This is a genomic window from Paenibacillus sp. FSL R5-0923 (genome assembly GCF_038009145.1).
In the GTDB taxonomy this organism is placed as follows: Bacteria; Bacillota; Bacilli; order Paenibacillales; family Paenibacillaceae; genus Paenibacillus_AQ.
The window spans coordinates 958,516-979,992 of record NZ_JBBPAT010000002.1 but is presented as its reverse complement, the minus strand read 5'-3'; the positions used below and the strand labels follow the sequence as shown (position 1 = coordinate 979,992).

Genomic DNA, 21,477 nt, shown 5'->3' with positions numbered 1-21,477 from the left:
CATTATGCTTCACCTCCACTCTCTATGGCTACGGCATGAGCAACACATGGAATACTCTCTCCCTGCTGATAAGACAAAGGTGATAAAAGTGCACCCGTTGCCACTATAAGCACCCGTTTAAGTTCACCTTTTTTTAACCGCTTAAGGATATGACCATAGGTTACAACCGCTGAGCACCCGCAGCCGCTTCCTCCAGCAATCACATATTTCTGTTTCTCCAAGTCGTAGATAAGCAAACCACAATCGTCAAAGGTTGTTTGCTCCATAGGAATTCCTTCTTTAGCCAATAGGGTCTTGGCTATAGGTAACCCTACGGATGCCAGGTCGCCGGTAACAATTAAATCATAGTGCCCGGGCGATAGACCTGTATCCCGAAAATGCGCAGTAATGGTATCCGCCGCCGCAGGTGCCATAGCCGTCCCCATATTAAAAGGATCTGTCAAACCAAGATCCATAATACGTCCAAGCGTGGCCGAAACCACGACTGGATAGTTACCCGAACCGTCATTCTGACCCACTACAGCACAACCCGAACCTGTAACTGTATATTGCGCCGTTGGGGGTTTCTGCGAACCATATTCCGTTGGATAACGAAACTGCTTCTCCACCGTACAGTTATGACTTGATGTTCCCGCTAGCGCATACTTACCGCCTCCAGAATCAACGATCATTGAGGCAATCGCAAGGCTCTCCATAGAAGTAGAGCAAGCACCAAAGACTCCGAGATAAGGCACACCTAATTTTCTTGCCGCGAAGGAGCTGCTGATAATCTGGTTCATCAAATCTCCGCCGACAAAAAACTCCAGCTTTTCTTTATCGATATTTGCATTAATCAGAGCCAGCAGGGAGGCTTTCTCGAAAAGAGCACGCTCAGCCTTCTCCCATGTCTTCTCGTCCATTTCCAGCGAATCAAATATAAAATCAAAGTCTGAAGCTAAAGGACCTTCTCCCTCTTCTGGCCCTACTACAGCGGAAGAACCCAAAATAACGGGACGGTTCGTGAACTCCCAGGTCTGACTACCAAGCTGTTTCATGTATGTGCACCCCCGTCTACGCCCAAAAAGAGATAGACGATACCAATAATGAAAGCAGCTACGGCACCAAATACGATAACCGAACCTGCAAGCTTAAACATATTGCCGCCTACACCAAGTACAAGGCCCTCAGCGCGGTGCTCTAGAGCTGCAGAGCACATACTGTTTGCGAACCCGGTCACTGGGACTGCAGTTCCTGCACCAGCCCATTGAGCCATTTTGTCGTACACGCCAAAGCTGGTCAGAATTACAGAGAGTAGGATCATCACCGCGACTGTCGGACTGGCGGCTTCCTTGGAGCTCATATCGAAAATTGCCATAAAAGCCTCCTGAACACCTTGTCCAATAACACAGATTATGCCGCCAGCAATAAACGCTCGTATGCAGTTTTTGAATACGGGCCTGGCAGGAACAAAGGGCTTGGACAATTTCTCGTAATCTTGTGGAGTCAGGGTGTCAAGCTTCAGCTTGACACCCGATTTCTTAGTTTTCGCCGGCATTGAGGCACCTCCTGAAAGTTAGGCGAAGGGGGCTGACAAGCATCATAGTACTCACTTTTAAGCCCCTTAAGTTGTTCTTCGCTTAGAAGTTTTCCTTATTGTTTGCCATCCTCCGCTTCGTTATGTCCCTCCAGTTCAGGAAAAATACAGTAACACAACAATCAACAGTAAGAAGAGAACAAAAATAAGTACTGCTTCTCTTTCCCTTGGATTGTGGCGCCAGTATCGTCTGCGCGTTCCGTTTACTTGTAGGCTCCTACTTGACAATCCTCCCTGCACCCTTCTTTTGGGTACGCTGCCCGCAACCCTCATTCGTCTTCGCATCCTTTCTAAGGCTCCTGCCACCAAAGCCTCTAATGCATAGTATTCGTGGAGCTCGTGCCCGGTGTTCATTGTCTCTTGTCATGGACAAGTGAGCCCAAAATGTTCATACTAGGTTGCAGGAAGAAATAACGATGTGGTCCATTATGGATAACATCCGTTTCTCGTAGAAATATAAGAATGATGTATAAATGAGTTCTTATATTTTAATAAAGGAGTGAATTCATATGAATCAAGAAACATTGGACATGTTCAAAACACTTACCGAATTTCCCTCAGCCCCAGGATTTGAGCGCGAACTCCGCGCTTACGTCAAGGATGCTATGACTCCTTATACTGAAGAGTTCGTACAGGATCGTCTCGGTAGTTTGTTCGGCGTACTGCGCGGCGAAGAGAACGGGCCAAAGATTATGGTCGCTGGGCATTTTGACGAAGTAGGTTTCATGGTAACTGGAATTACTAACACCGGTATGATCCGTTTTCAACCACTTGGCGGCTGGCTTCCCTCTGCTGTTGCATCCCAGCGCCTACATATCATTACACCTAAAGGAACGCTGACCGGAGTTGTTGGCAGTACGCCGATCCATTTGCTAAGCAACGAAGAACGTGGTAAGACTGGCGAAATCAGCAAAATGTATATTGATATCGGTGCAGACAGCCGTGAAGAAGCAGAAAGCTTTGGCGTTAGACCAGGCCAACAAGTTCTGCCGATTTGTCCTTTTACTCCCCTTGCTAATCCCAAAAAAATCTTGGCGAAAGCTTGGGACAACCGTTACGGCGTAGGTCTCGCCATTGAACTAGTTAAAGCATTGCACGGTAAAAAGCTGCCGAATACCGTTTTCGCTGGTGCCACTGTACAAGAGGAAGTAGGTCTTCGGGGTGCGCGTACTGCGGCTAATCTCCTGTCACCAGACATCTTCTTCGGTCTGGACGCGAGCGCTGCTGCCGATATGACTGGTGACAGTCAGGCATTTGGCCATCTGGGCAAAGGAGCTCTCTTACGTATTTTTGATCCTACGATGGTTACACATCGCGGTCTGATTGAATATGTACAAGATACAGCGGATACCCACCGGATCAAATATCAGTATTTTGTATCCCAAGGCGGAACAGATGCAGGTCAGGTTCATGTTAGTGGAATTGGCGTTCCTTCCGCAGTCATCGGAATATGCTCCCGCTACATACACACCGCTTCATCAGTGATTCACAGTGATGACTACGATGCTGCTAAAGAGCTTCTGATCAAGCTAGTAGAAGGCCTTGACCGGACTACACTACAGACAATTATTGAGAACAGCTAATCGTATAAGAAATGAAAGAAGAAGCCCTCAAACACTTTTACAGTGATTGAGGGCTTCTCTTTATGTGAATAGAACGGATTTAAATCATATCTAGCGGTACTTTCCAAGAAGGTATTGGGAAAGCTTCGTCCAGCTTCCAAATTTCATCGTTACTTAGCGTAATCAAGCCTGCAGCAGCATTCTCAATGACGTGCTTACGAGAAGAAGCTTTTGGGATAGAAATAACATCCTCTTCACGCATCGTCCAAGCTAACATAATCTGAAGCGGAGTTGCCTGATGTGCACTGGCGATTTCCTGAACGACTTCACTCTCGATTACGCCTTTTCGGAGTGAACCAGCTTGAGCAAGCGGTGAGTAAGCCATTACCGGGATCTTGTGACTTCTCTGCCATGGCAGCAGTTCAGTTTCAATTCCTCTGGACCCTAAATGATATAGAATCTGATTGGTTGCACAATGAGTTCCTCCAGCAATACCAAGCAGTTCTTTCATATCGTCGACATCGAAATTGGATACACCCCATCTTGCTATTTTTCCTTGTGAGACTAGTTTCTCCATACCGACAACAGTCTCTTCTAGTGGAATATCTCCCCGCCAATGCAGCAAATAAAGATCCAGATGATCCGTATTCAAGCGTTTCAAGCTTTCTTCACAGCTGCGGATAAGGTGCTCATTCCCGGCATTATGTGGATAGACTTTTGACACCAAGAAAACTTGATCCCGAATACCTTGAATAGCCTCACCTACTAAAAGCTCCGAGCGTCCGTCCCCATACATCTCAGCCGTATCTATTAAATCCATGCCTAGCTCCACGCCTAATCGCAGGGCAGCAATCTCTTCCTCCCTACGGGAATTGTCGTCACCCATATTCCAAGTTCCCTGCCCAATTCTGGGAAGTGACGTTCCATCTGGAAGCAGCATGCGGTTAGATTGGTTCATTCTTGCGATTTCAGCCAAATGTTCGATTGAATCCTTAGTCATATTAAAAATCCCCTTATTGAAGTATTGTATACTTACTTTATACGACCTATAAGAACCTTTCTAAACATCTGAATCGTGTCCAATTTATAACTAATCTCTCTTTTGAAGAGAAAAAGTAAAGAATGAATACCTAACTAAGCTATCAGCTTTAGTCCCACAGCGGCCCCCAGAATCATAATAATACAGACTATCCGGCGCCAGTCTTTGGCCTCTCCATACAATATCATCCCCAGAATCGCTCCGCCGGATGCGCCTATCCCCGTCCATACAGCATAAGCTGTTCCCATCGGCAGACTCTTCATAGCTAAAGACAGGAACAGAAAGCTTGCTCCGAAACCAAGAAAGAGCAGCGCGAACGACAGGAAATTCCGGTGTTTATTCAACCTATTAATCATAGCTACTCCAAACATTTCAAATAAACCAGCAACGACCAGAAATACCCATGCCATTTAAGACTCCCCCTTTACTTCGGCTTCTTTGGTCACCATTTTCAATCCTATAACGCCTGCCAGCAAAATAACCACTAGAACCAGCTTCATCAACTTGAACGGTTCTCCGAATAAAACCATGTCTGCAACTACTGTACCTGCAGTTCCTAGACCAACAAACACGGAATATACCGTGCCGACCGGCAATTTGGTACTCGCTGAAATCATCACATAGAAGCTTATTATTATAGCTACCACAGTTATCAGCCACTCCCACATCGTGGAGGCATGTTTTAAGCCGATGACCCACATGACCTCGAAAACAGCTGCACCAACTACCTTTAACCACTCTGAATTGTTCTTCATTCCAAGCCCTCCTTCAATTCACTAACTTTATAATTGCCCACGAAACAAACAAATAAGCCCGGAAGGTCATCGTCATTTATAACGATACCTCCCGGGCTTTTATCCCTCCGTGTAGACACGAACGATGCTGTTCGTGCGTTTTCCCTCGGACCAGACCAGCTGTGCACCAGCTGCGGAACCCTAGAAAACAATAACTATTAAGTTACATCGTATGGTAGCAAATCGGGGTGATAAAATCAACCTTTTCTAAATAAAAGTTTGACAACAATTCTGAAATAGGCGTGAACCAGTCGATCCACAATTCCCCTGCATCTTACTAAGCGTTTGTAAGTTTAAGGATCTTCATCAATTGGAACAATAGCATTGCACTCTCTTGGCGCTCAGTTTTTTTACCCAACTGGAATTGGAACGGACCGTCCGTCGGCAGAATTCCATTATCCAAGGCAATAACATAATAAGGTTTTACCCAATCCGGCAACTTAATAGGAAGTGCTGTCGAAGAGGTTTTATTAATAGTTGTGTTCATTTCGCCATATTTCAAGGCGTTGACAAGCATAACAATCATCTCTTGATGCGTAATTTCTTGATTCGGACGGAATGTTCCATCTGTAAAACCGTTTATCAGACCAGCATCGATGGCAGCATTGACCTGCGATACATACCAAGCACCTTCCTTAACATCCTTAAAACTTCTAGAAGCCTCCAGCTTCGGTAAAATACCTAAAGCACGATTTAGCATGGTGGCAAACTCAGCACGCGTGACAACAGATTCCGCCTTAAAACTTCCATCAGAATAGCCATTGATCACGCTTCGGTTCGCTAAGGCTAAGATACTGTTTTTAAACGGATTGCTGTTATTCAGATCATTAAATTGTGTATGGTTTTGAACTACAGTATATACAGAGTTCCCTTTACGTTTGATTGTGACCTGCAAAACTCCATCCTTCCATTCCCAGATGGTCGGAACCGGAACGTAAGTCTGTGTGACCGAATCATAGGTCAGGCCAGTATAAACAGCGTTAGCATCTTGGGCTACGTTAAAATTCATCACATGACCGACATAACTTGAGAAATTGGAAAGAATACGATCCTGACCACTTCCAATCAATTTAACTTCATACTCCACAGGTCCTCCCAGCGTAACACTGGTAGAGCCACTCAGTTGAGTAGTCAATTTGGCCTTGTAGTCACTTGCTGCTTGCGCAATCGTAATGATAACACTCTGCCCCGAACCACTGTTCCCGGAAACTGCCAAGAACAAGGAATTTACAGGGAGCTGAATCTTGCCCGATGATGATTCCAGAATAAGTACAGCATCCTTAGAGTTATTATTAATACTTGTTAATAAACTTAAATCTATCTGAAATTGACTGCTTTGAGTTGGCGTTTTTTCATCAGCCTTGATAATGATTACTGGATTTTTCTTGAATTCAGGATCATTTATTGTCTTCGAAATAAACGCTGTTGCCACTTCTGTCATAGATGACTTGGTTCCATCTGTGTTTTCTTTGATTGTGGTTACTACCTTGGCACTGTCATTAGGGACAGCACCCGTGCTGCCACCGCCACCAGTTCCGCCACCACCAGTTCCGCCACCACCAGCTCCACCGCCGCCAGCTCCGCCACCACCAGTTCCACCGCCGCCGGTTCCATTGCCGCCGCTATCATTTGTAATAGGAGGTACAACGACTAAAGTCCCCATACTTTCAATTTTCTTGGCTGATTGCCGGGTTATAAGGAGTTTCTCCCCCGGATTTCCAACGTTACTTATAGTAATCGTAATTGCGGTTTTGTTTGGATCAACGACCCCGTAACCAAGTAAACGGGTTAGTCGCTCATTGTAAACACGAACAATATCTCCGGCGACCAGGTTATTCACAACGATATTATCCGCTTGCACCTGGTATTTGTGTATAGTAATGGACGATACCAAGATATCTGGTGTGACTTTATCTTCAAGAATTGATCTGCTATAGAATGGTGATATGAAATCATCATTTTCCATGAAAATACCGATTGCTAAAGCTTCCACCGGCACATTTCTTTCAGAAATAGTAAGGGAGTAACTCTTTTGCCCACCATTTACTACTGCGATGGCATCTCCAAGCTCACCTTCTTCATTGATAAAGTATAAGGAATAGCGGACACCTGGTAATTCAGCGATTCCAGATTTCCATGTCACTGTACCCGAAAATTTATTGATGTCCGGATTCGTATCTGTGACTGAAAAGTCCACAGGCAGATAACTCGGCGCATCATAGATTGGAGCCGTTGTATGAACATCAAGTGTTCTTTCACTTCCATAATCTACAAAACGAACAACCGGATATACCCCAATACTTACCGCTCCTGCGGGCAGAGTCGAATGGGATATTTCATAAACAAGGAGTGAATCTGTCGATAATTCTGTCTTCTTATAGATACCAATCTGCTTAAGTTTATTTCCATTCTGATCAAGATAATAGGCTGTATAATTCGTAATACCATCTTGGTTAGCAGGAGATTCAAAAGATAAATAACCGTCAATCGCGCCAAGTGTCAAGTTTTCGTCCACGAAGATGGCATTAGAAGGCTGACGCCCCTCATTCATTATCGCCTGCATCTCTTGAAGGTTATTAAATTTATATAACCTACCTGCATCGGATACAAAAATAGTATGATCCGCATCAACATATGTGTGCTGGTTGAACATTAACAAATCATACAGTTTGGTAAAGCTGTCTCTGTCGTAGACGGCGCTGTTACTGAATACGAGGCTGCCGCGCGCGTAAATAATTTGCTCCGCATAGGTCCCGTACAGGGTAGACGTTTGATTCGCATCCATTCTACGGTTCCCAAAGTACAGACTACCTTCATCGAGAAAGAGCTTTGCATCATAAGAACCACTTTGTACGTCTTTTCTCTCTATCACATCAAAATTATCAGAGTTGTATTTATAGAGGGAGAAGGTATCTCCACCATACAAAATATGTTGATCCGGGAGAAGCAAATAGGTGCTGGAGCGATTGATCCCAGTTTCCTTTTCATATACCGTATCTGTAACCGAGGTATAGACTGCCGAGGTTACACTGATACCGCCTCCAAATGTCCCGCCGTAATATAAAATTCGATTATTGTTATCAGGATAGACATCAAGCGGATAGTGCTTAGTGGTAATTTTGCTGACAGCAGCATCTGATGGAATACCATTTTGCAGATCCATAATATTGATATTGTTTTCACCTTTAAAGAGGATATAGAGCTTATTATTAAGTATTTTGATCTTACTCGGGTTGGAACCAATGAACATCTTCTTTACATCTCTCATATCTGCCTTACTGATAGTGACAAGCTCATTAGTGCTTGCCATAATAGCATAGATATAAGGAGAATTATCCGTAGTAGTCCAATCCGTAATCGCTTGATTGCTTCGAATGGAATAAGCATCTGTCGTTAACAGCGAAGTGGGTCTAGACGGGATGGTAAGTCCAATTCGGGTAATACTTTTGGCATTATCGAACCAGTTCGATTCACCTGCCAGATAAGCTTGACCGTTCGAGTCGAGCAAAGCAAATCTTTTGTCGGAAGGGAATAACGCCAATGGAGTATAGGTCTCCTTATCGTATACCCCTTGCGTAGTAAGAACATATGTATCTGATACATCCAATATAACAGCTTCGAGATAGGTGTAATCGCCATTCGTTCTCGAGTAGGTACCCGTGGTCTCTAGCAAATTCCTTTTATTGAACTGATGCCCACCAAAATATACGGATTGATCATCCACAAAAATATGCTGAAGCGATATGGAATTTCCTCCAATCTCCATATCGTCGTCAATATCCTGGCTCAGCACGGCACCGGTCTTAATATCTACAGCCGTTATTCCGGCATACGAGGATATTTCACCGACAAACAGCATATTGGAGGACTCATCAACTGCCAGAGCCACACCGTTATATAAAAAGTTTCGGAATAATAGACTGTTCGTCTGATTGGACTTGTCATATTTATAAACCCCATTACTAGTACCATAGAAAAGATATTTGGAAGTAGCAGCGACTGAGTTGGGGATTCCAGTTGTGATTATCGTGTTCGAGATTTGTTGAGTGGACAGGTCTACTGTCTTGATCATCGTCGCTCCGGAAAGCGCGATCTGCAGAGATTGCCCATCCCTTGCAAGATAAGACGGGTTCGAGCCCACATTGAGCGTCTTCTCAATCTTAAGATCACTAAGCCGAATAAAATAAAGATTATTGTCCGCGCTGGAGATGGCATAAATATAGCCAGCTTCTTCATCCATTACCCAGTCTGTCAAATTAGCCGGAAGCGAAAGTTCTAAAGGCACCGCTGAGGAATCTGCACTGGCTGTGGGAACCCCAACCCCCAGTGAGTTAAACAGTAAAATAAATAATAAAAGTAAAATGAAATAATTCTTCCCCTTTTTCATGTGCGGCGCCCCTTGTATTTTTTTGTAATTCTAGCAATTTTGATCATACTATAGAATACCAATATTTTCTACTTGGATTTAAAGCTACTGCCCTCTCGACACAACGCTACACATAGACAGCACAATTCGTGTTCAAGGATTGAACTGCAAAGAAACCAAGTTTCTGTTCAAAACAGCTAGCCGCTTATATTCTTTTTCACAATCCATTTATTCAATATTATGGTACAATTTAAGAGAATACAGCTTATAATGAACAACTAGGAGGGCGATCTAATGGTCTTTGGGATACTGTTTATTGGAGTCGTTGTATTTATAATCATACAGTCCATAGTTCGTAATGGTTCAAACTCGAACAGTAACAGATTTGAGAGAAATAGACGAGATGACGCCGCCAGCATGTCTTTTATGGCAGCTAGCCATCCAGATCTGCGGGATCCAAATAACCCGAATCATTCTAATCACCAACATCACCATCAACACCATCACGGGAGCGACTCCCATCACCATTCTGGACATGACAACGGTCATAGCTGGGGCGGGGATAGCGGGCACAGCAGCGGGGGAGATTTCGGTGGCGGAGATGCTGGTGGCGGTGGCGGATGTGATTAGAGCGTTACTCTATAACAAAAGGAAAAGGGCATCCCTGATATTGCTTCAGGAATGCCCTTTTTATGATTGTTACTTTTTTAAAACACCAATAATCTTTGCTTGCGTGTGACTTAAAAAATTCTCAGCACCGTGCGGGTGTAGTGGTTCACTCCAAACAAATCCGTCTCCTTCGTATCTAGGGATGAGGTGCATATGGTAATGGGTCAGGTCGTTAAACTTCCCTCCATTTTGGCAAATGCTTATACCATCTGGTTCGAACAAAGTCTTCAGAACAACTGACAACCTCTTCGCCCCGTCCATTATCGCATAGGAAGTCTCTGAATCGATTTCTTCGAGATCCCAATAATGCTTTTTAGGAAGGATCAGGAGATGTCCTTCGTTAAACGGAGCGATATCTAGCACACAAGTAATAAATTCATTCTCATATACTACTTTTACGTTAGGCTCAATTCCGTTAGCAATCCGACACCCCAAACACTCCATATAGCACACTCCATCCCATAATCAAAGGTCATCTCTATTATTGATTAAATTGAAACCGGCTGAGAAGCACCTCACCGTTAAAAACTACATAAACATCGCTAGTACCCGTCTCCACGGATACTTCGCCTTTCAATGTGCTCCACTGTTGCAGAACTCCACCAGAAGGGATGTTCACGGTTCCAACCAGTTTCCCAGCTGCGCTTCCGGTTCTGATCTCAATGCTGCCACCTTTTGCAGAGGAGACCAGAGCTTCAATTGCTACTGCTCCATGATCGAACAATACGTCATTAAAAGCGATCCAAGCGCCCTCTTTTACCGGATGTACCGAAGCCCCGCCTGCTTTGCATTCGTCCAGATATACGCCTTCGTAGTCATCATAGTTCTCTGCTTTGGTGTTGTTATATAAATTACGGGAAGGAATGATGTCCCCTTTCACCGTTACTACTGAAGATAATTTAATATCAGCAGAAGAACGGCCGATCAGAATTGCGTATTCTCCATTTTCGACGCAATATTGTTCGCGTGTAACATCCCAGAATGCTAACTCTGTAACTGGTAATGCAAACTCTATAGTATTCGATTGACCTGCGGCGATGCTCACTTTTTCAAAGCCCTTCAGCTGTTTAATCGGACGTTTGACCCGGGAATTCAAAGCTTGCACATATAACTGAACAACCTCGTCCCCATCGACTGCCCCAATATTATCCACTTGAACGGAAATGTTAAGCGTATCGTCTTGCTGCAGTTCCTTTGTGCTCAAATTTAGATTCTTGTAATTCACTTCAGCATAACTTAGGCCGTGACCAAAAGGATACAATGGCTTACCGTCAAAGTACATATAGGTTCTTTTACCTTTGATAATATCATAATCCATCAGCTCAGGCAGCTGCTCCACAGAACGGAACCAAGTCATATTCAGCTTGCCAGAAGGACTGTAATCTCCGAACAACACTTCTGCAACCGCATTGCCAAGCTCTTGTCCACTGTGGGATGTATACAAAACTGCCGGGATATTCTCGTCAATCCAAGTGGAAGAAATCGGATAACTGCCGACAATAACTACCACTGTATTCGGATTCGCTTCATAGACTGCTTTGACCAAACATTCCTGCTCTTCCGGAAGTACAATATCAGGTCTGTCAATTTCTTCTTTTCCGTTAAGTAGTGGATGATTACCGACAAAAACCACTGCTACCTCAGCTGCTTTGGCTGCTTCTACCGCAGCGTCCAGTCCGTTTGTAACGATGTTCTTTTTGAAAAGACGAGCGTCCGCACTTGCGGCCTGATCAGCAACCTGCAGCGTGCCATCCTCAGCATTCACAGAGATCAATTTGTCATTCCAAGTCCGCAAAGAGACTTTACCCTCAGCTTCCGGGACGATGTTCAAGGATTCTTTTACAAACCACCCGTAGATTTCATCAGCAGATGCTGTAAGTGTCTCCGCTTCGCTTAAAGTTACATACTGTCCACGACTTGTCGCCTTCAGAGTATTGCTAGTCCAGCCCCAAGCGGTATGTTGGAACAATTCTCCGTGCTCTGCTATGTCATGTTGTACAGCCAGTCTTCCGTCCTCCCCCGTAATTCCAATGGCTTGGCCGTTTGCAGCTGAGGTAAGAATGATTTGATCTGCGCCGCTCTCAAAAGTAACTTGTTTACCATGCAGTTTCTTACTAACACCCTGCAGTGGAGTCACTCCATAAGGTAATGTGCCGGAATACCAGTCTCTGAAAGCTTCATCGCCAAGTGGACCAATAATCGCCACTTTGTTTAATTCAGTCTTGCTCAGTGGCAATGTTGCCTGATCATTCTTCAGCAGCACAATGGATTGTTTGGCAGCTTCCAAGGAAAGTGCGGCATGTTTTTTACTAAGAATTACGGAATCGTCGATTGCTGTGTATGGATTACCTTCAGCGGGATCAAACTCTCCCAGACGGAAACGAACTCTAAATGTGTTAGTTAGTGCACGATCCAGATCTTCCTCTGCCAGTAGGCCTTGGTCTAGTACTTCATGAAGAACCTTGATCGTCTCTTCAGTTTCTTCTGTTACGCTGTCAATACCGTTTTTGATAGATTCCGCCATCGACTGTGCAAAAGATTCATAATACTTATGATCCTTCACAATCCCGAATAAATCACCAGCATCACTAACGATAAAACCGTCCATGTCCCATTCGCCTTTGACAACATCCATGACTGCCGGATGAAGAATAACAGGCACGCCATTCACCGAGTTATAGGCGGTCATCATAGACTGTGCGCCACCTTCTTGAAAAGCAGGCTTGAATGCTTCCAGATAATACTCACGCATATTTCTCGGATCGATGCTGGCGGAACAATTTCCGCGTTCGATCTCGTTGTTGTTCCCTAGGAAGTGTTTAAGCGTTGCGACCGCTTTCAAATACACCGGGTGATCGCCTTGGATTCCTTGCACAAGTGATGTGCTCAGTTGTCCAGTTAACTCTGGATCTTCACCGTAGGCTTCTTCCGTTCTACCCCATCGTGGGTCACGCTCCATATCCACCGTTGGTGCCCATAACGTCAGGCCATTCACCGTTGGATTCTTTTTGTAAAATGCTCTTGCTTCATCTCCAATGGCCGAGCCGATTTCCTTCATTAGCTCTGGATTCCAAGTACAAGCCAGTCCGCTTGGCTGAGGAAAAGAGGTCGCTTTTCCAAGCCAGGAAATTCCGTGCGCCGCTTCTGTACCATGCTTATAGGCTCCAACGCCTAAACGCTCTATAGCCGCTTGATACTGAGGGATCAGACTTACTTTTTCATCAAGCGTTAATCTGGAGATCAAATCCTGCACTCGGTCATTTAAGGGTAAATCAATCTGTTGAAATGGATATTTAGATGTCACTGTTTCCATCATAATCGCTCCTTCGATTCAAGTTGATAGCGGTTTCATATGTTCTCGAGGTAGTTGTCTGTGTCTAACACAAATCTGGTCTATCAACTTAATCATAGAAGATTAGCTTGATAAGTAACACCTAAACAATCTAAGTGAAAATCAGGTCAAAATTAGAGATTTATGAGGTGCATCGCTCGCCCTTCTCCCTTGGTGAAGTGAGATGCGGATGATAACGGTGCGAGGTGGATTGGAGAGGGCTGATCTGGGGTATGTTTACCCCTCTTTTGCTCAATTTCCGCCCCACGACACCATTCTAAGGGATTTATACCGTTCTTTTGCCCATTTTCCGTCTCACGACACCATTCTAAGGGACTTATACCGTTCTTTTGCCCATTTTCCGTCTCACGACACCATTCTAAGGGATTTATACCGTTCTTTTGCCCATTTTCCGTCTCACGACACCATTCTACGGGATTTATACCGTTCATTCACCACATATGAAAATCACTAAAAGAATGAACATATTCATAACGACAAACTCTACCGCTTGCCTGGGAAACTACCGGATTGAACCTTCCTTTTTCAGAGAGAGACTTCATATACTTTCTAGCCGTCCTAAGATCAATCCCAAGCTCCCTCACCAAATCAACCGGTCGAATGCACTCATTCGTGCGAACCGCAATCCGCAAAATATCACGCTCCAGTCGGCTAAACTCCCCCTGCTCCTCCATCTTCACAGCGAGGTAAGGCATCAGCAATGGTCTAAGCAAAGTAATCGTAAGATCAGGACTCGCATCCAGATCATCATAAGGAATCGCCACTACCCGATAACCCGCGATTTGCAGATAGGTCTCTCGATTCAGCTCCTGCCTGTAGCGTGTTCGGTCTGTATTTTGCACATGTGGACCGTAGCCTTTAACTTCAAACGCAAACTTAACCTGGCCAGGCTTCCACACAAAATCAACAAAGTAGGGCTTGCTACGCCAATCCAATACTTCATATTCAGGATGAAGGTCATTGAAATGCCCCATCATAGGCCACCATACCTTCTCCAAAAACATCCGCTCACCATGGCCATGTCCACGCTCCAATCTCCCCCGCCGTTCTCCCGTTCTTCTACTAATATGATCCTCTACCCACTTACGATGCTCCTCCGTAAATCCCATACGTCACCCTCCTTCTTGGCATAAAAAAATCCCGCACCCAATATGGGTACGGGACGTGCTTCGTCCTATTACTCAAAAGTATAGTGTTCGCTTTCTGATGCTGTCAATAAACACTCTACATTCAATGCTAGATCCAGCAAAATTTAACTAATCCATCAAAAAAGCTAGTTGGTTTAAGTACGTTGCGTTAAAGCAAGGCCAGCTTAAGTAAGCTCATTTGGAGTTAGCTCTAATAGAGTTTGTTCAGAGGAATTAGTTCAGTTACCGTCGACTCAACTTCCCATTCCAGCTACTTACCCCGCCCTGCAAATGTGCAAGCCGAGCATACCCCTGCTTACTCAGAATCCGCACTGCACTTTTGCTTCGCATACCGCTGCGGCAGTAGAGCAACACATCCCGATCCTTAGGGATTTCACCGAGCCGCTTTTCCAACTGAGACAGCGGGATGTTTTTCGCCCCCGGAATAAATCCACTCTTGTATTCATCCGGTTCGCGGACATCGATCAGCAGCCTATTTTTGGATTGCTCCATTTCGCTCCGAAACTCTGCCACCTTCAATGTTCTTACACTTACACTTGCGCTTTTCCCAAATCCAAGACGGGACATCCATGAGCTTAAATCCATTATCCTTCACAACAACCTTTCACCGAAATGTCGGAGAGCGTTCTTTTATTCCCTAACAAATCACCATTTACCGCATATAACTTTCGAAAGCCCTGCTTATAAAGAATTCTCGCAGCTTTGTTTCTTTTATAGTAACTATCAGCAAGAATTAGAACCGAATCGTCAGTAGATAGACAATGTTGCCAGACATAGGCTAACCGCCCGATCGATATATTTATCGAGCCACGGATACTATCCTTCTCATAATCTACGGCATCTCTAACATCGAGCATTTTCATGTCCAGTGATTGATCTGCTAATTCGCGAACGTCACGGGCTTCTACATAGGAGAGTGAACGGACTGGCCAAGCGGAACGTAAGAACCTTACTATACTAAAAGCAATTACTATACTCAGTAGGATCCTAAACATCATGTTCATCTATTACCCCCGTACCAAAAAATCATCCGTCCAAGCGCTTAATCCACCCGTCATGTTCACAACGTTATAACCCTTTTCGCTCAGCAGCTCACAAGCCAATCCGCTTCGACCACCACTTAAGCACATTACAATCATCTCTCCATTAGGATCTAGTTCATCTATACGCATTAACAGCTGCCCAAGCGGAATATGCTTCGCACCGATCACATGTCCCTCCACCCATTCGGCGGGTTCGCGTACATCCAGCAGCGTAGGAGCCTCTCCATTCTTCAGACGTTCCGCCACTTGCTGAGGGGTAATTTCCTTTGAAATTTTAAAAGACATCGAGCATCTCTCCTTCTCTTTTTTTAAAAATAACTTGATTTTAATATCACTATATCATAATATTACGATATAAGGATATTGTAAAGCGAGGAGTTCATAACCATGGACAAAAATTTCAAAGCCTATAATCAAACCGCCGAAACCTTAAAGGCTATCGCTCATCCCGTTCGCTTGTGCATCATTAAAGGTCTGCTTGAAAAAGGCAGCTGCAACGTTAGCTTCATGCAGGACTGTCTCGACCTTCCACAATCTACGGTATCCCAGCATTTGCAGAAGCTTAGAGCTCTAGGCATTGTCGAAACCGAACGTAATGGGCTGGAAATTAACTATTCTGTTAAAGACGAGAAAATCAAACATCTAATTCAGCTATTTTTAGGGGAGGAATAAAACATCATGAGTAAAAAAGTACTGATTGTCGGAGGAGTTGCAGGAGGCGCATCAGCGGCCGCCAGGCTTCGGAGATTAGATGAAGAGGCTCATATCATCATGTTTGAGCGTGATCCGTACATTTCTTTTGCCAATTGCGGACTGCCTTATTATATCGGAGGTTCCATTCAGGATCGCTCCAAGCTGCTGGTTCAGACACCAGAGGCGATGCATAAACGTTTTAACATCGATGTTCGGATTCAAAGTGAAGTGGTGTCTATCGACCCTGTGAACAAGAAAGTAAGAGTAGAAAGTATAGAAAAAGGCTCCTATGAAGAGAGCTATGATGCGCTTATTTTATCACCCGGCGCTAAACCAATTCGTCCGAATCTACCTGGTATCGAGAGTTCCAAAATTCACATGCTGCGCAACATTCCCGACACCGACAAAATCAAAACCAAAGTCGCAGCCGAAGGCACTCGTTCCGCCGTTGTGATCGGTGGTGGGTTTATCGGTGTTGAGATGGCGGAGAACCTCAGAGAAGCAGGTCTAGAAGTAAGCTTGATCGAGGCGGGTCCACAAATCTTAGCTCCGTTCGATACTGAAATGTCTTCTATTCTGGCAAAAGAGCTCGACGAGCATGGCGTTAATCTTATTTTTTCCGATATGGTCCAAGGGTTTGCAGAAGTTGGTGAACAAATAGAGGTTCAGTTGGCAAGTGGTACGGTGCTTCAAAGTGATATGGTTCTACTGGCTATAGGCGTTTCGCCGGATACCTCTTTCCTGAAGGATAGTGGTTTAGAGTTCGGTCCACGCGGCCATATCTTGGTCAACGAGCGCATGGAAACAAATTTGGATCAGGTCTATGCAGTAGGTGACGCGGTCGAGGTGGTTGATTTCGTGAACGGAACTAAAACTGCTATTCCACTAGCTGGTCCTGCCAATAAGCAAGGACGGATTGCTGCGGACAACGTCAGTGGTCTAGGCACTACCTACAAAGGTTCCCAAGGGACTTCTATCATTAAAGTATTTGGTGTGACTGGTGCTTCTACCGGCAATAACGAAAAAACATTACAGCGTTTGGGCTTACCCTATCACGTGATTTATGTTCATCCAAGCTCTCATGCAACTTATTATCCGGGGGCAACTCCAATATCAATGAAGCTGATCTTTGATCCAAAAGGTACGGTGCTCGGTGCACAAGCCGTGGGGTATAGTGGTGTAGATAAACGTATCGACGATATCGCTACAGTTATTCGTTTTAGAGGTACGGTCACTGATTTGACGGAGTTGGAGCTATCTTATGCCCCTCCTTATTCTTCCGCTAAAGATCCGGTGAACATGGCCGGCTTTGCTGCTGAAAATATTTTGAAAGGCATGACTACAGTATTCGTTCCTAAGGATTTAGAAGGTCGTGACAACAACAATACCATTTTAGTTGACGTACGTTCGGAAATCGAGCATGCCAACGGTCATATTGAAGGGTCCATTAATATCCCTGTGGATGATCTGCGTGGTCGGCTAAGCGAGCTTGACCCTAGTAAAGAAATTTGGGTGTATTGCCAAGTTGGACTTAGAGGCTACACAGCTTCCCGGATTTTGCAGCAAAAAGGTTTCCGTGTGAAGAATCTGACCGGAGGCTATAAGACATATCAACTGAGTAAATACTCGCCTAAAAAAAAAGATAGCCTGAAGTCAAACGCAGGTATTTCAGCAGCAGCCCGTAAAGAAATCGCAGCAACGGGAGCACCGGCGGGAACTTACACTACTTCAGCTGCAGCCAATACCAACGCTACAGCTTTCGCAGCCAACTCCAGCGCATCTGTATCCGCCCCTGCCAAACAAGAGTCGGATCTAACACCTGATTCCGTGCTTGATGCTTGCGGACTATGCTGCCCTGGGCCGCTGATCCAAGTCAAGATGAGCATGGACCCGCTCTTGGACGGGCAAGTCTTAAAGGTAACGGCTTCCGATCCGGGATTCTATGAAGATATTAAGGCATGGGCTCGCATGTCTAAGCACACGCTTTTTCAATTAACGAAGCTGCCTAGTGGTATGATTGAAGCTTATCTGCGCAAAGGCATTACCGCGGATTCCGTACCAGCAGGAGCACAGCCTGTCCAAACTAGTAATGCAAGTACGATGGTGGTATTCAGCGGTGATCTGGATAAAGCGATCGCTTCCTTCATCATTGCCAACGGAGCAGCCTCCAGCGGCAAAAAAGTGACGATGTTCTTTACCTTCTGGGGTCTCAATATTATCCGCAAGGATGAGAAAGTGCCTGTGAACAAGAATATTATCGGTAAAATGTTCGGAGCGATGATGCCCCGCGGCAGTCGGAAGCTAACGCTTTCGAATATGAACATGATGGGCATGGGCTCCAAAATGATCCGCTCTGTAATGAAGAACAATAATGTCTCTTCTTTGGAAGAATTGATTCAAATGGCTGTCGACCAAGGCGTCGAGATCGTTGCCTGCCAAATGTCCATGGATCTTATGGGCATCACCCGTGAAGAACTGATCGACGGCGTGGGGATCGGCGGCGTAGGTTATTACCTCGGTCAAGCCGATCAATCTAGTCATAATCTATTTATCTAAATACCTTAACACCGCAAAGAGACTCCTCTATTTATATAGAAGAGTCTCTTTGTTATATAAAAATGAACTCACCAGAATCGGTGATATAGATTTGAATAACCAAAATGCAGAAATTGGCTGGATCTGGATACAGAATCTAAAACCTGCTATCCTATTTAATAGGCATTCATCCGAATAATGACCTATTTTAGGTGGAATAAGGAGATTAAATGAATAACCCGATACATATTCTCGTTGCTGAGGACGACAGCGACATCAACCGATTGCTGTGCAACATTATTAAGAAAAGCGGCTACATCCCCCAACCTGCTTACTCGGGAACGGAGGCACTTCTCTATCTGGAGCAACGTCAATGGAGCATGCTGCTACTGGATCTGATGCTGCCTGGCATGTCGGGAGAGGAACTACTTGAGAAGATTGCCGGGCGGGACGATATGTCGGTAATTATCATTTCAGCCAAGGGTGAGCCCCAGACCAAGGTATCTGCCCTGCGGGCGGGGGCGGATGATTTCATTACGAAGCCTTTCGACGTTGAGGAAGTCTCTGCACGGATCGATTCTCATCTACGTTTGTATTCGCGGATTGCGCAATCGGCTTTGCCTAACGTGCTCCAGCATCAGGGCCTTGTACTTCATCGAAATGCGATGTCGGTTACGGCAAATGGAGCGGAACTGACGCTCACAGCTCTAGAGTTTGAGATTCTCTCGTTGCTTTTGTCGGCCCCTAAGAAGGTGTTCACGAAAGCGAATTTGTACGAAAGGGTCTGGCACGAGCCATATTACGGGGATGACAATACGGTCAATGTCCATATGAGCAATTTGCGCAGCAAGCTAACCAAGGCCGCACCAGAAAGCGAATTTATCGAGACAGTATGGGGCATAGGTTATCGGCTCAAGCCTTAAGACATTCTTAAGATTTGGCTTTAGCTCTTCTTATGTTTTCAATTCTATACTTGGTCTATCACGAAAAGGAGGCCAAGACGAGATGTACGAGTATGTATTAAAAACAAATCAACTATCCAAAAAGTTCAAGGGCCATACAGCGCTGGACAAAGTCAATTTGTCAATCCGTAAAGGCTCTATTTATGGTTTTATTGGGCAAAACGGAGCTGGAAAATCAACATTAATCCGGATTGTGACCGGACTTGCTTTTCCGACTCAGGGGACGATCGAGCTGTTCGGAGCCAGTGAAGAGCAGGCCTTGATCCAGGCTCGTAAGCGAATCGGCTCGATTATCGAGAGTCCCGCTTTGTTCCCCCATATGACTGCGAGCGAAAATTTAGAAGCAAACCGGATTCTACGTGGTATTCCCGGGAAAGATTGCGTTCCTAGAATGCTAGAGCAAGTTGGACTGCAGGGCGCCGGCAAGAAGAAAGCCAAAAATTTCTCACTTGGAATGAAGCAGCGGTTAGGTCTTGCCATCGCCTTGCTGGGAGATCCAGAATTTCTGATTCTGGACGAGCCGACCAATGGGTTAGATCCGATGGGTGTCGTCGAAATGCGCGAACTGCTCAAGCGACTAAACCGTGAGCTTGGCATTACGATAATGATCTCAAGTCATATTCTAAGTGAGTTGCATTTAATGGCAAGTCATTATGGCATTATTCATCGCGGTCAGTTGCTTGAACAACTCACTGCGGAGGAATTAAACGAGAAATGTCAGCAGTATTTGTTTATCAAAGTGGATGATCCGGGCAAGGCAACAGCCGTCATTCAGAACGAGCTGGGTACGGCCGATTTCGAAGTGATGCAGGATGGAACCATCAAGTTGTATAGCCGCATTGAGCAGCCAGGCAAAGTATCAACAGCGTTATTCTCTGCAGGCCTAGAGATCGAGAAGTTTATGCCTATGGGTGAAGACTTGGAAAGTTATTTTACGAAGCGAATTGGGGGGAATCCAAATGTATAATCTGATCAGAGTGGAGTTTTTCAAGCTCCGTAAGAATAGATCATTTTGGACTTTTCTATTGGCACTTTCCGTCCTCTCGCTTGCTTACCCATTGCTATATTATTTTGATCATCGGTCCAATGGGGAACCTCAGATCACCGGCGCTGAATTTCTGACTCTCTTTATTTCAAGCAATGCCTACATTATTAAATTCGGCGTAGCCATTCTGGCTGGATTCTTTATCTCTAACGAATATTCCACAGGAGTCATGAAGACGATCGCATCTTCGGGCAACACCAGAGGCCGGCTGTTCGCGGCAAAACTAATCGTATTCGCAGTTGGGGCCATGGCGATTTCGCTCGTCTTTCCTATTGTCAGCACAGTCGAAGTCACGCTGCTTTCGGGCTTCGGTCATCTGCCGGAAGGAAGCACTACACTTTTTATACCGCGAGCCCTCGGGCTAACGTTGTTGTACACAGCTGGTTACGCAGCCATCGGGGCGCTGTTCACCGTAATCCTAACCGACAGCGGCAAAACTATCGGCTTCTCAATGATTTTCTTCCTTATGATCGATACGGTTTTGGCTGGTATAGGTTCGAAGATCTCTTTCTTTAGTAATTTGTACGATTATTCCATCTTCAAACTGGTGAGCGATATCGGTAAGCCCAGTATCGACAGTGGAGATTGGCCAACGCTTTTACTTGTACCGTTGTTGACAATAGCCGTTTCCGGGGTACTCGGTATTCTCGTATTCCACAGAAAAGAAATCAAATAACAAATAGGAGGTGCAGGAGA

The 21,477-nt window shown here is 45.0% G+C and carries 19 protein-coding genes and 1 riboswitch; of the genes, 7 read left to right on the top strand and 12 right to left on the bottom strand.

Annotated features, from left to right (window positions below):
• Positions 1 to 2: 2 nt before the first annotated feature.
• Together spoVAD and spoVAC are read right to left on the bottom strand one after the other, a co-directional pair.
• Positions 3 to 1,034: a stage V sporulation protein AD gene (gene spoVAD / locus MKX35_RS29520; RefSeq protein ID WP_076284319.1), complete on the bottom strand. Its 1,032-nt coding sequence runs from the start codon at positions 1,032 to 1,034 to the stop codon at positions 3 to 5.
• Complete coding sequence (gene spoVAC / locus MKX35_RS29515) at positions 1,031 to 1,534, bottom strand: stage V sporulation protein AC (RefSeq protein WP_076284320.1); 504 nt, start codon at positions 1,532 to 1,534, stop codon at positions 1,031 to 1,033. Before spoVAC ends, spoVAD begins: the two co-directional genes overlap by 4 nt.
• A gap of 548 nt (positions 1,535 to 2,082) precedes the next feature.
• Between spoVAC and MKX35_RS29510 the strand changes: the two genes are divergently transcribed.
• On the top strand, positions 2,083 to 3,156 hold the full coding sequence (locus MKX35_RS29510) for a M42 family metallopeptidase (RefSeq protein ID WP_076284321.1): 1,074 nt from the start codon (positions 2,083 to 2,085) through the stop codon (positions 3,154 to 3,156).
• Positions 3,157 to 3,235: 79 nt separating this feature from the next.
• Here MKX35_RS29510 and MKX35_RS29505 read toward each other — a convergent pair whose 3' ends face one another.
• From MKX35_RS29505 to MKX35_RS29490, 4 genes are all read right to left on the bottom strand, one after another.
• Positions 3,236 to 4,135, bottom strand: a complete 900-nt coding sequence (locus MKX35_RS29505; protein WP_076298148.1) for an aldo/keto reductase — start codon at positions 4,133 to 4,135, stop codon at positions 3,236 to 3,238.
• 134 nt (positions 4,136 to 4,269) lie between these two features.
• Complete coding sequence (locus tag MKX35_RS29500; protein WP_042125359.1) at positions 4,270 to 4,584, bottom strand: DMT family transporter; 315 nt, start codon at positions 4,582 to 4,584, stop codon at positions 4,270 to 4,272.
• A complete protein-coding gene (locus tag MKX35_RS29495) occupies positions 4,585 to 4,929 on the bottom strand; it encodes a DMT family transporter (protein WP_042125357.1) in 345 nt (114 codons plus the stop codon). It lies immediately after the preceding gene.
• A gap of 86 nt (positions 4,930 to 5,015) precedes the next feature.
• Positions 5,016 to 5,124: riboswitch (guanidine-I (ykkC/yxkD leader) on the bottom strand.
• Positions 5,125 to 5,245: 121 nt separating this feature from the next.
• Positions 5,246 to 9,355, bottom strand: a complete 4,110-nt coding sequence (locus tag MKX35_RS29490) for an S-layer homology domain-containing protein (protein ID WP_076298149.1) — start codon at positions 9,353 to 9,355, stop codon at positions 5,246 to 5,248.
• Positions 9,356 to 9,628: 273 nt separating this feature from the next.
• Here MKX35_RS29490 and MKX35_RS29485 point away from each other — a divergent pair, with 273 nt between their 5' ends.
• A complete protein-coding gene (locus MKX35_RS29485; protein ID WP_076298150.1) occupies positions 9,629 to 9,964 on the top strand; it encodes a hypothetical protein in 336 nt (111 codons plus the stop codon).
• 69 nt (positions 9,965 to 10,033) lie between these two features.
• Here MKX35_RS29485 and MKX35_RS29480 read toward each other — a convergent pair whose 3' ends face one another.
• The 6 genes from MKX35_RS29480 to MKX35_RS29455 all read right to left on the bottom strand — a co-directional run bounded on the left by MKX35_RS29480 (position 10,034) and on the right by MKX35_RS29455 (position 15,831).
• Positions 10,034 to 10,447 (bottom strand): HIT family protein, encoded by a 414-nt coding sequence (locus tag MKX35_RS29480; RefSeq protein ID WP_076298151.1) that lies wholly within the window; start codon positions 10,445 to 10,447, stop codon positions 10,034 to 10,036.
• 37 nt (positions 10,448 to 10,484) lie between these two features.
• Positions 10,485 to 13,316 carry a glycoside hydrolase family 3 protein gene (locus MKX35_RS29475; RefSeq protein WP_076298152.1) on the bottom strand — a complete coding sequence of 944 codons (2,832 nt, stop codon included), beginning with the start codon at positions 13,314 to 13,316 and terminating at the stop codon, positions 10,485 to 10,487.
• A 470-nt stretch (positions 13,317 to 13,786) separates the two neighbouring features.
• Positions 13,787 to 14,464, bottom strand: coding sequence for a hypothetical protein (locus MKX35_RS29470; protein WP_076298153.1), 678 nt, complete (start codon positions 14,462 to 14,464; stop codon positions 13,787 to 13,789).
• Positions 14,465 to 14,725: 261 nt separating this feature from the next.
• Positions 14,726 to 15,088: a rhodanese-like domain-containing protein gene (locus MKX35_RS29465; protein ID WP_076298154.1), complete on the bottom strand. Its 363-nt coding sequence runs from the start codon at positions 15,086 to 15,088 to the stop codon at positions 14,726 to 14,728.
• Positions 15,088 to 15,501 (bottom strand): rhodanese-like domain-containing protein, encoded by a 414-nt coding sequence (locus tag MKX35_RS29460; RefSeq protein ID WP_179086632.1) that lies wholly within the window; start codon positions 15,499 to 15,501, stop codon positions 15,088 to 15,090. Before MKX35_RS29460 ends, MKX35_RS29465 begins: the two co-directional genes overlap by 1 nt.
• Positions 15,502 to 15,510: 9 nt before the next feature.
• On the bottom strand, positions 15,511 to 15,831 hold the full coding sequence (locus MKX35_RS29455; protein WP_076298156.1) for a rhodanese-like domain-containing protein: 321 nt from the start codon (positions 15,829 to 15,831) through the stop codon (positions 15,511 to 15,513).
• 102 nt (positions 15,832 to 15,933) lie between these two features.
• Between MKX35_RS29455 and MKX35_RS29450 the strand changes: the two genes are divergently transcribed.
• The 5 genes from MKX35_RS29450 (at position 15,934) to MKX35_RS29430 (ending at position 21,457) form a co-directional block, all read left to right on the top strand.
• On the top strand, positions 15,934 to 16,218 hold the full coding sequence (locus MKX35_RS29450; RefSeq protein ID WP_042185935.1) for an ArsR/SmtB family transcription factor: 285 nt from the start codon (positions 15,934 to 15,936) through the stop codon (positions 16,216 to 16,218).
• A gap of 6 nt (positions 16,219 to 16,224) precedes the next feature.
• Positions 16,225 to 18,795 (top strand): FAD-dependent oxidoreductase, encoded by a 2,571-nt coding sequence (locus tag MKX35_RS29445; protein WP_076298157.1) that lies wholly within the window; start codon positions 16,225 to 16,227, stop codon positions 18,793 to 18,795.
• A 209-nt stretch (positions 18,796 to 19,004) separates the two neighbouring features.
• Positions 19,005 to 19,697, top strand: a complete 693-nt coding sequence (locus MKX35_RS29440; RefSeq protein WP_076298158.1) for a response regulator transcription factor — start codon at positions 19,005 to 19,007, stop codon at positions 19,695 to 19,697.
• An 82-nt stretch (positions 19,698 to 19,779) separates the two neighbouring features.
• Complete coding sequence (locus MKX35_RS29435) at positions 19,780 to 20,703, top strand: ABC transporter ATP-binding protein (RefSeq protein WP_036675740.1); 924 nt, start codon at positions 19,780 to 19,782, stop codon at positions 20,701 to 20,703.
• Positions 20,696 to 21,457 (top strand): ABC transporter permease, encoded by a 762-nt coding sequence (locus MKX35_RS29430; protein ID WP_076298159.1) that lies wholly within the window; start codon positions 20,696 to 20,698, stop codon positions 21,455 to 21,457. The genes MKX35_RS29435 and MKX35_RS29430 overlap by 8 nt, the downstream gene beginning before the upstream one ends.
• Positions 21,458 to 21,477: the final 20 nt, after the last annotated feature.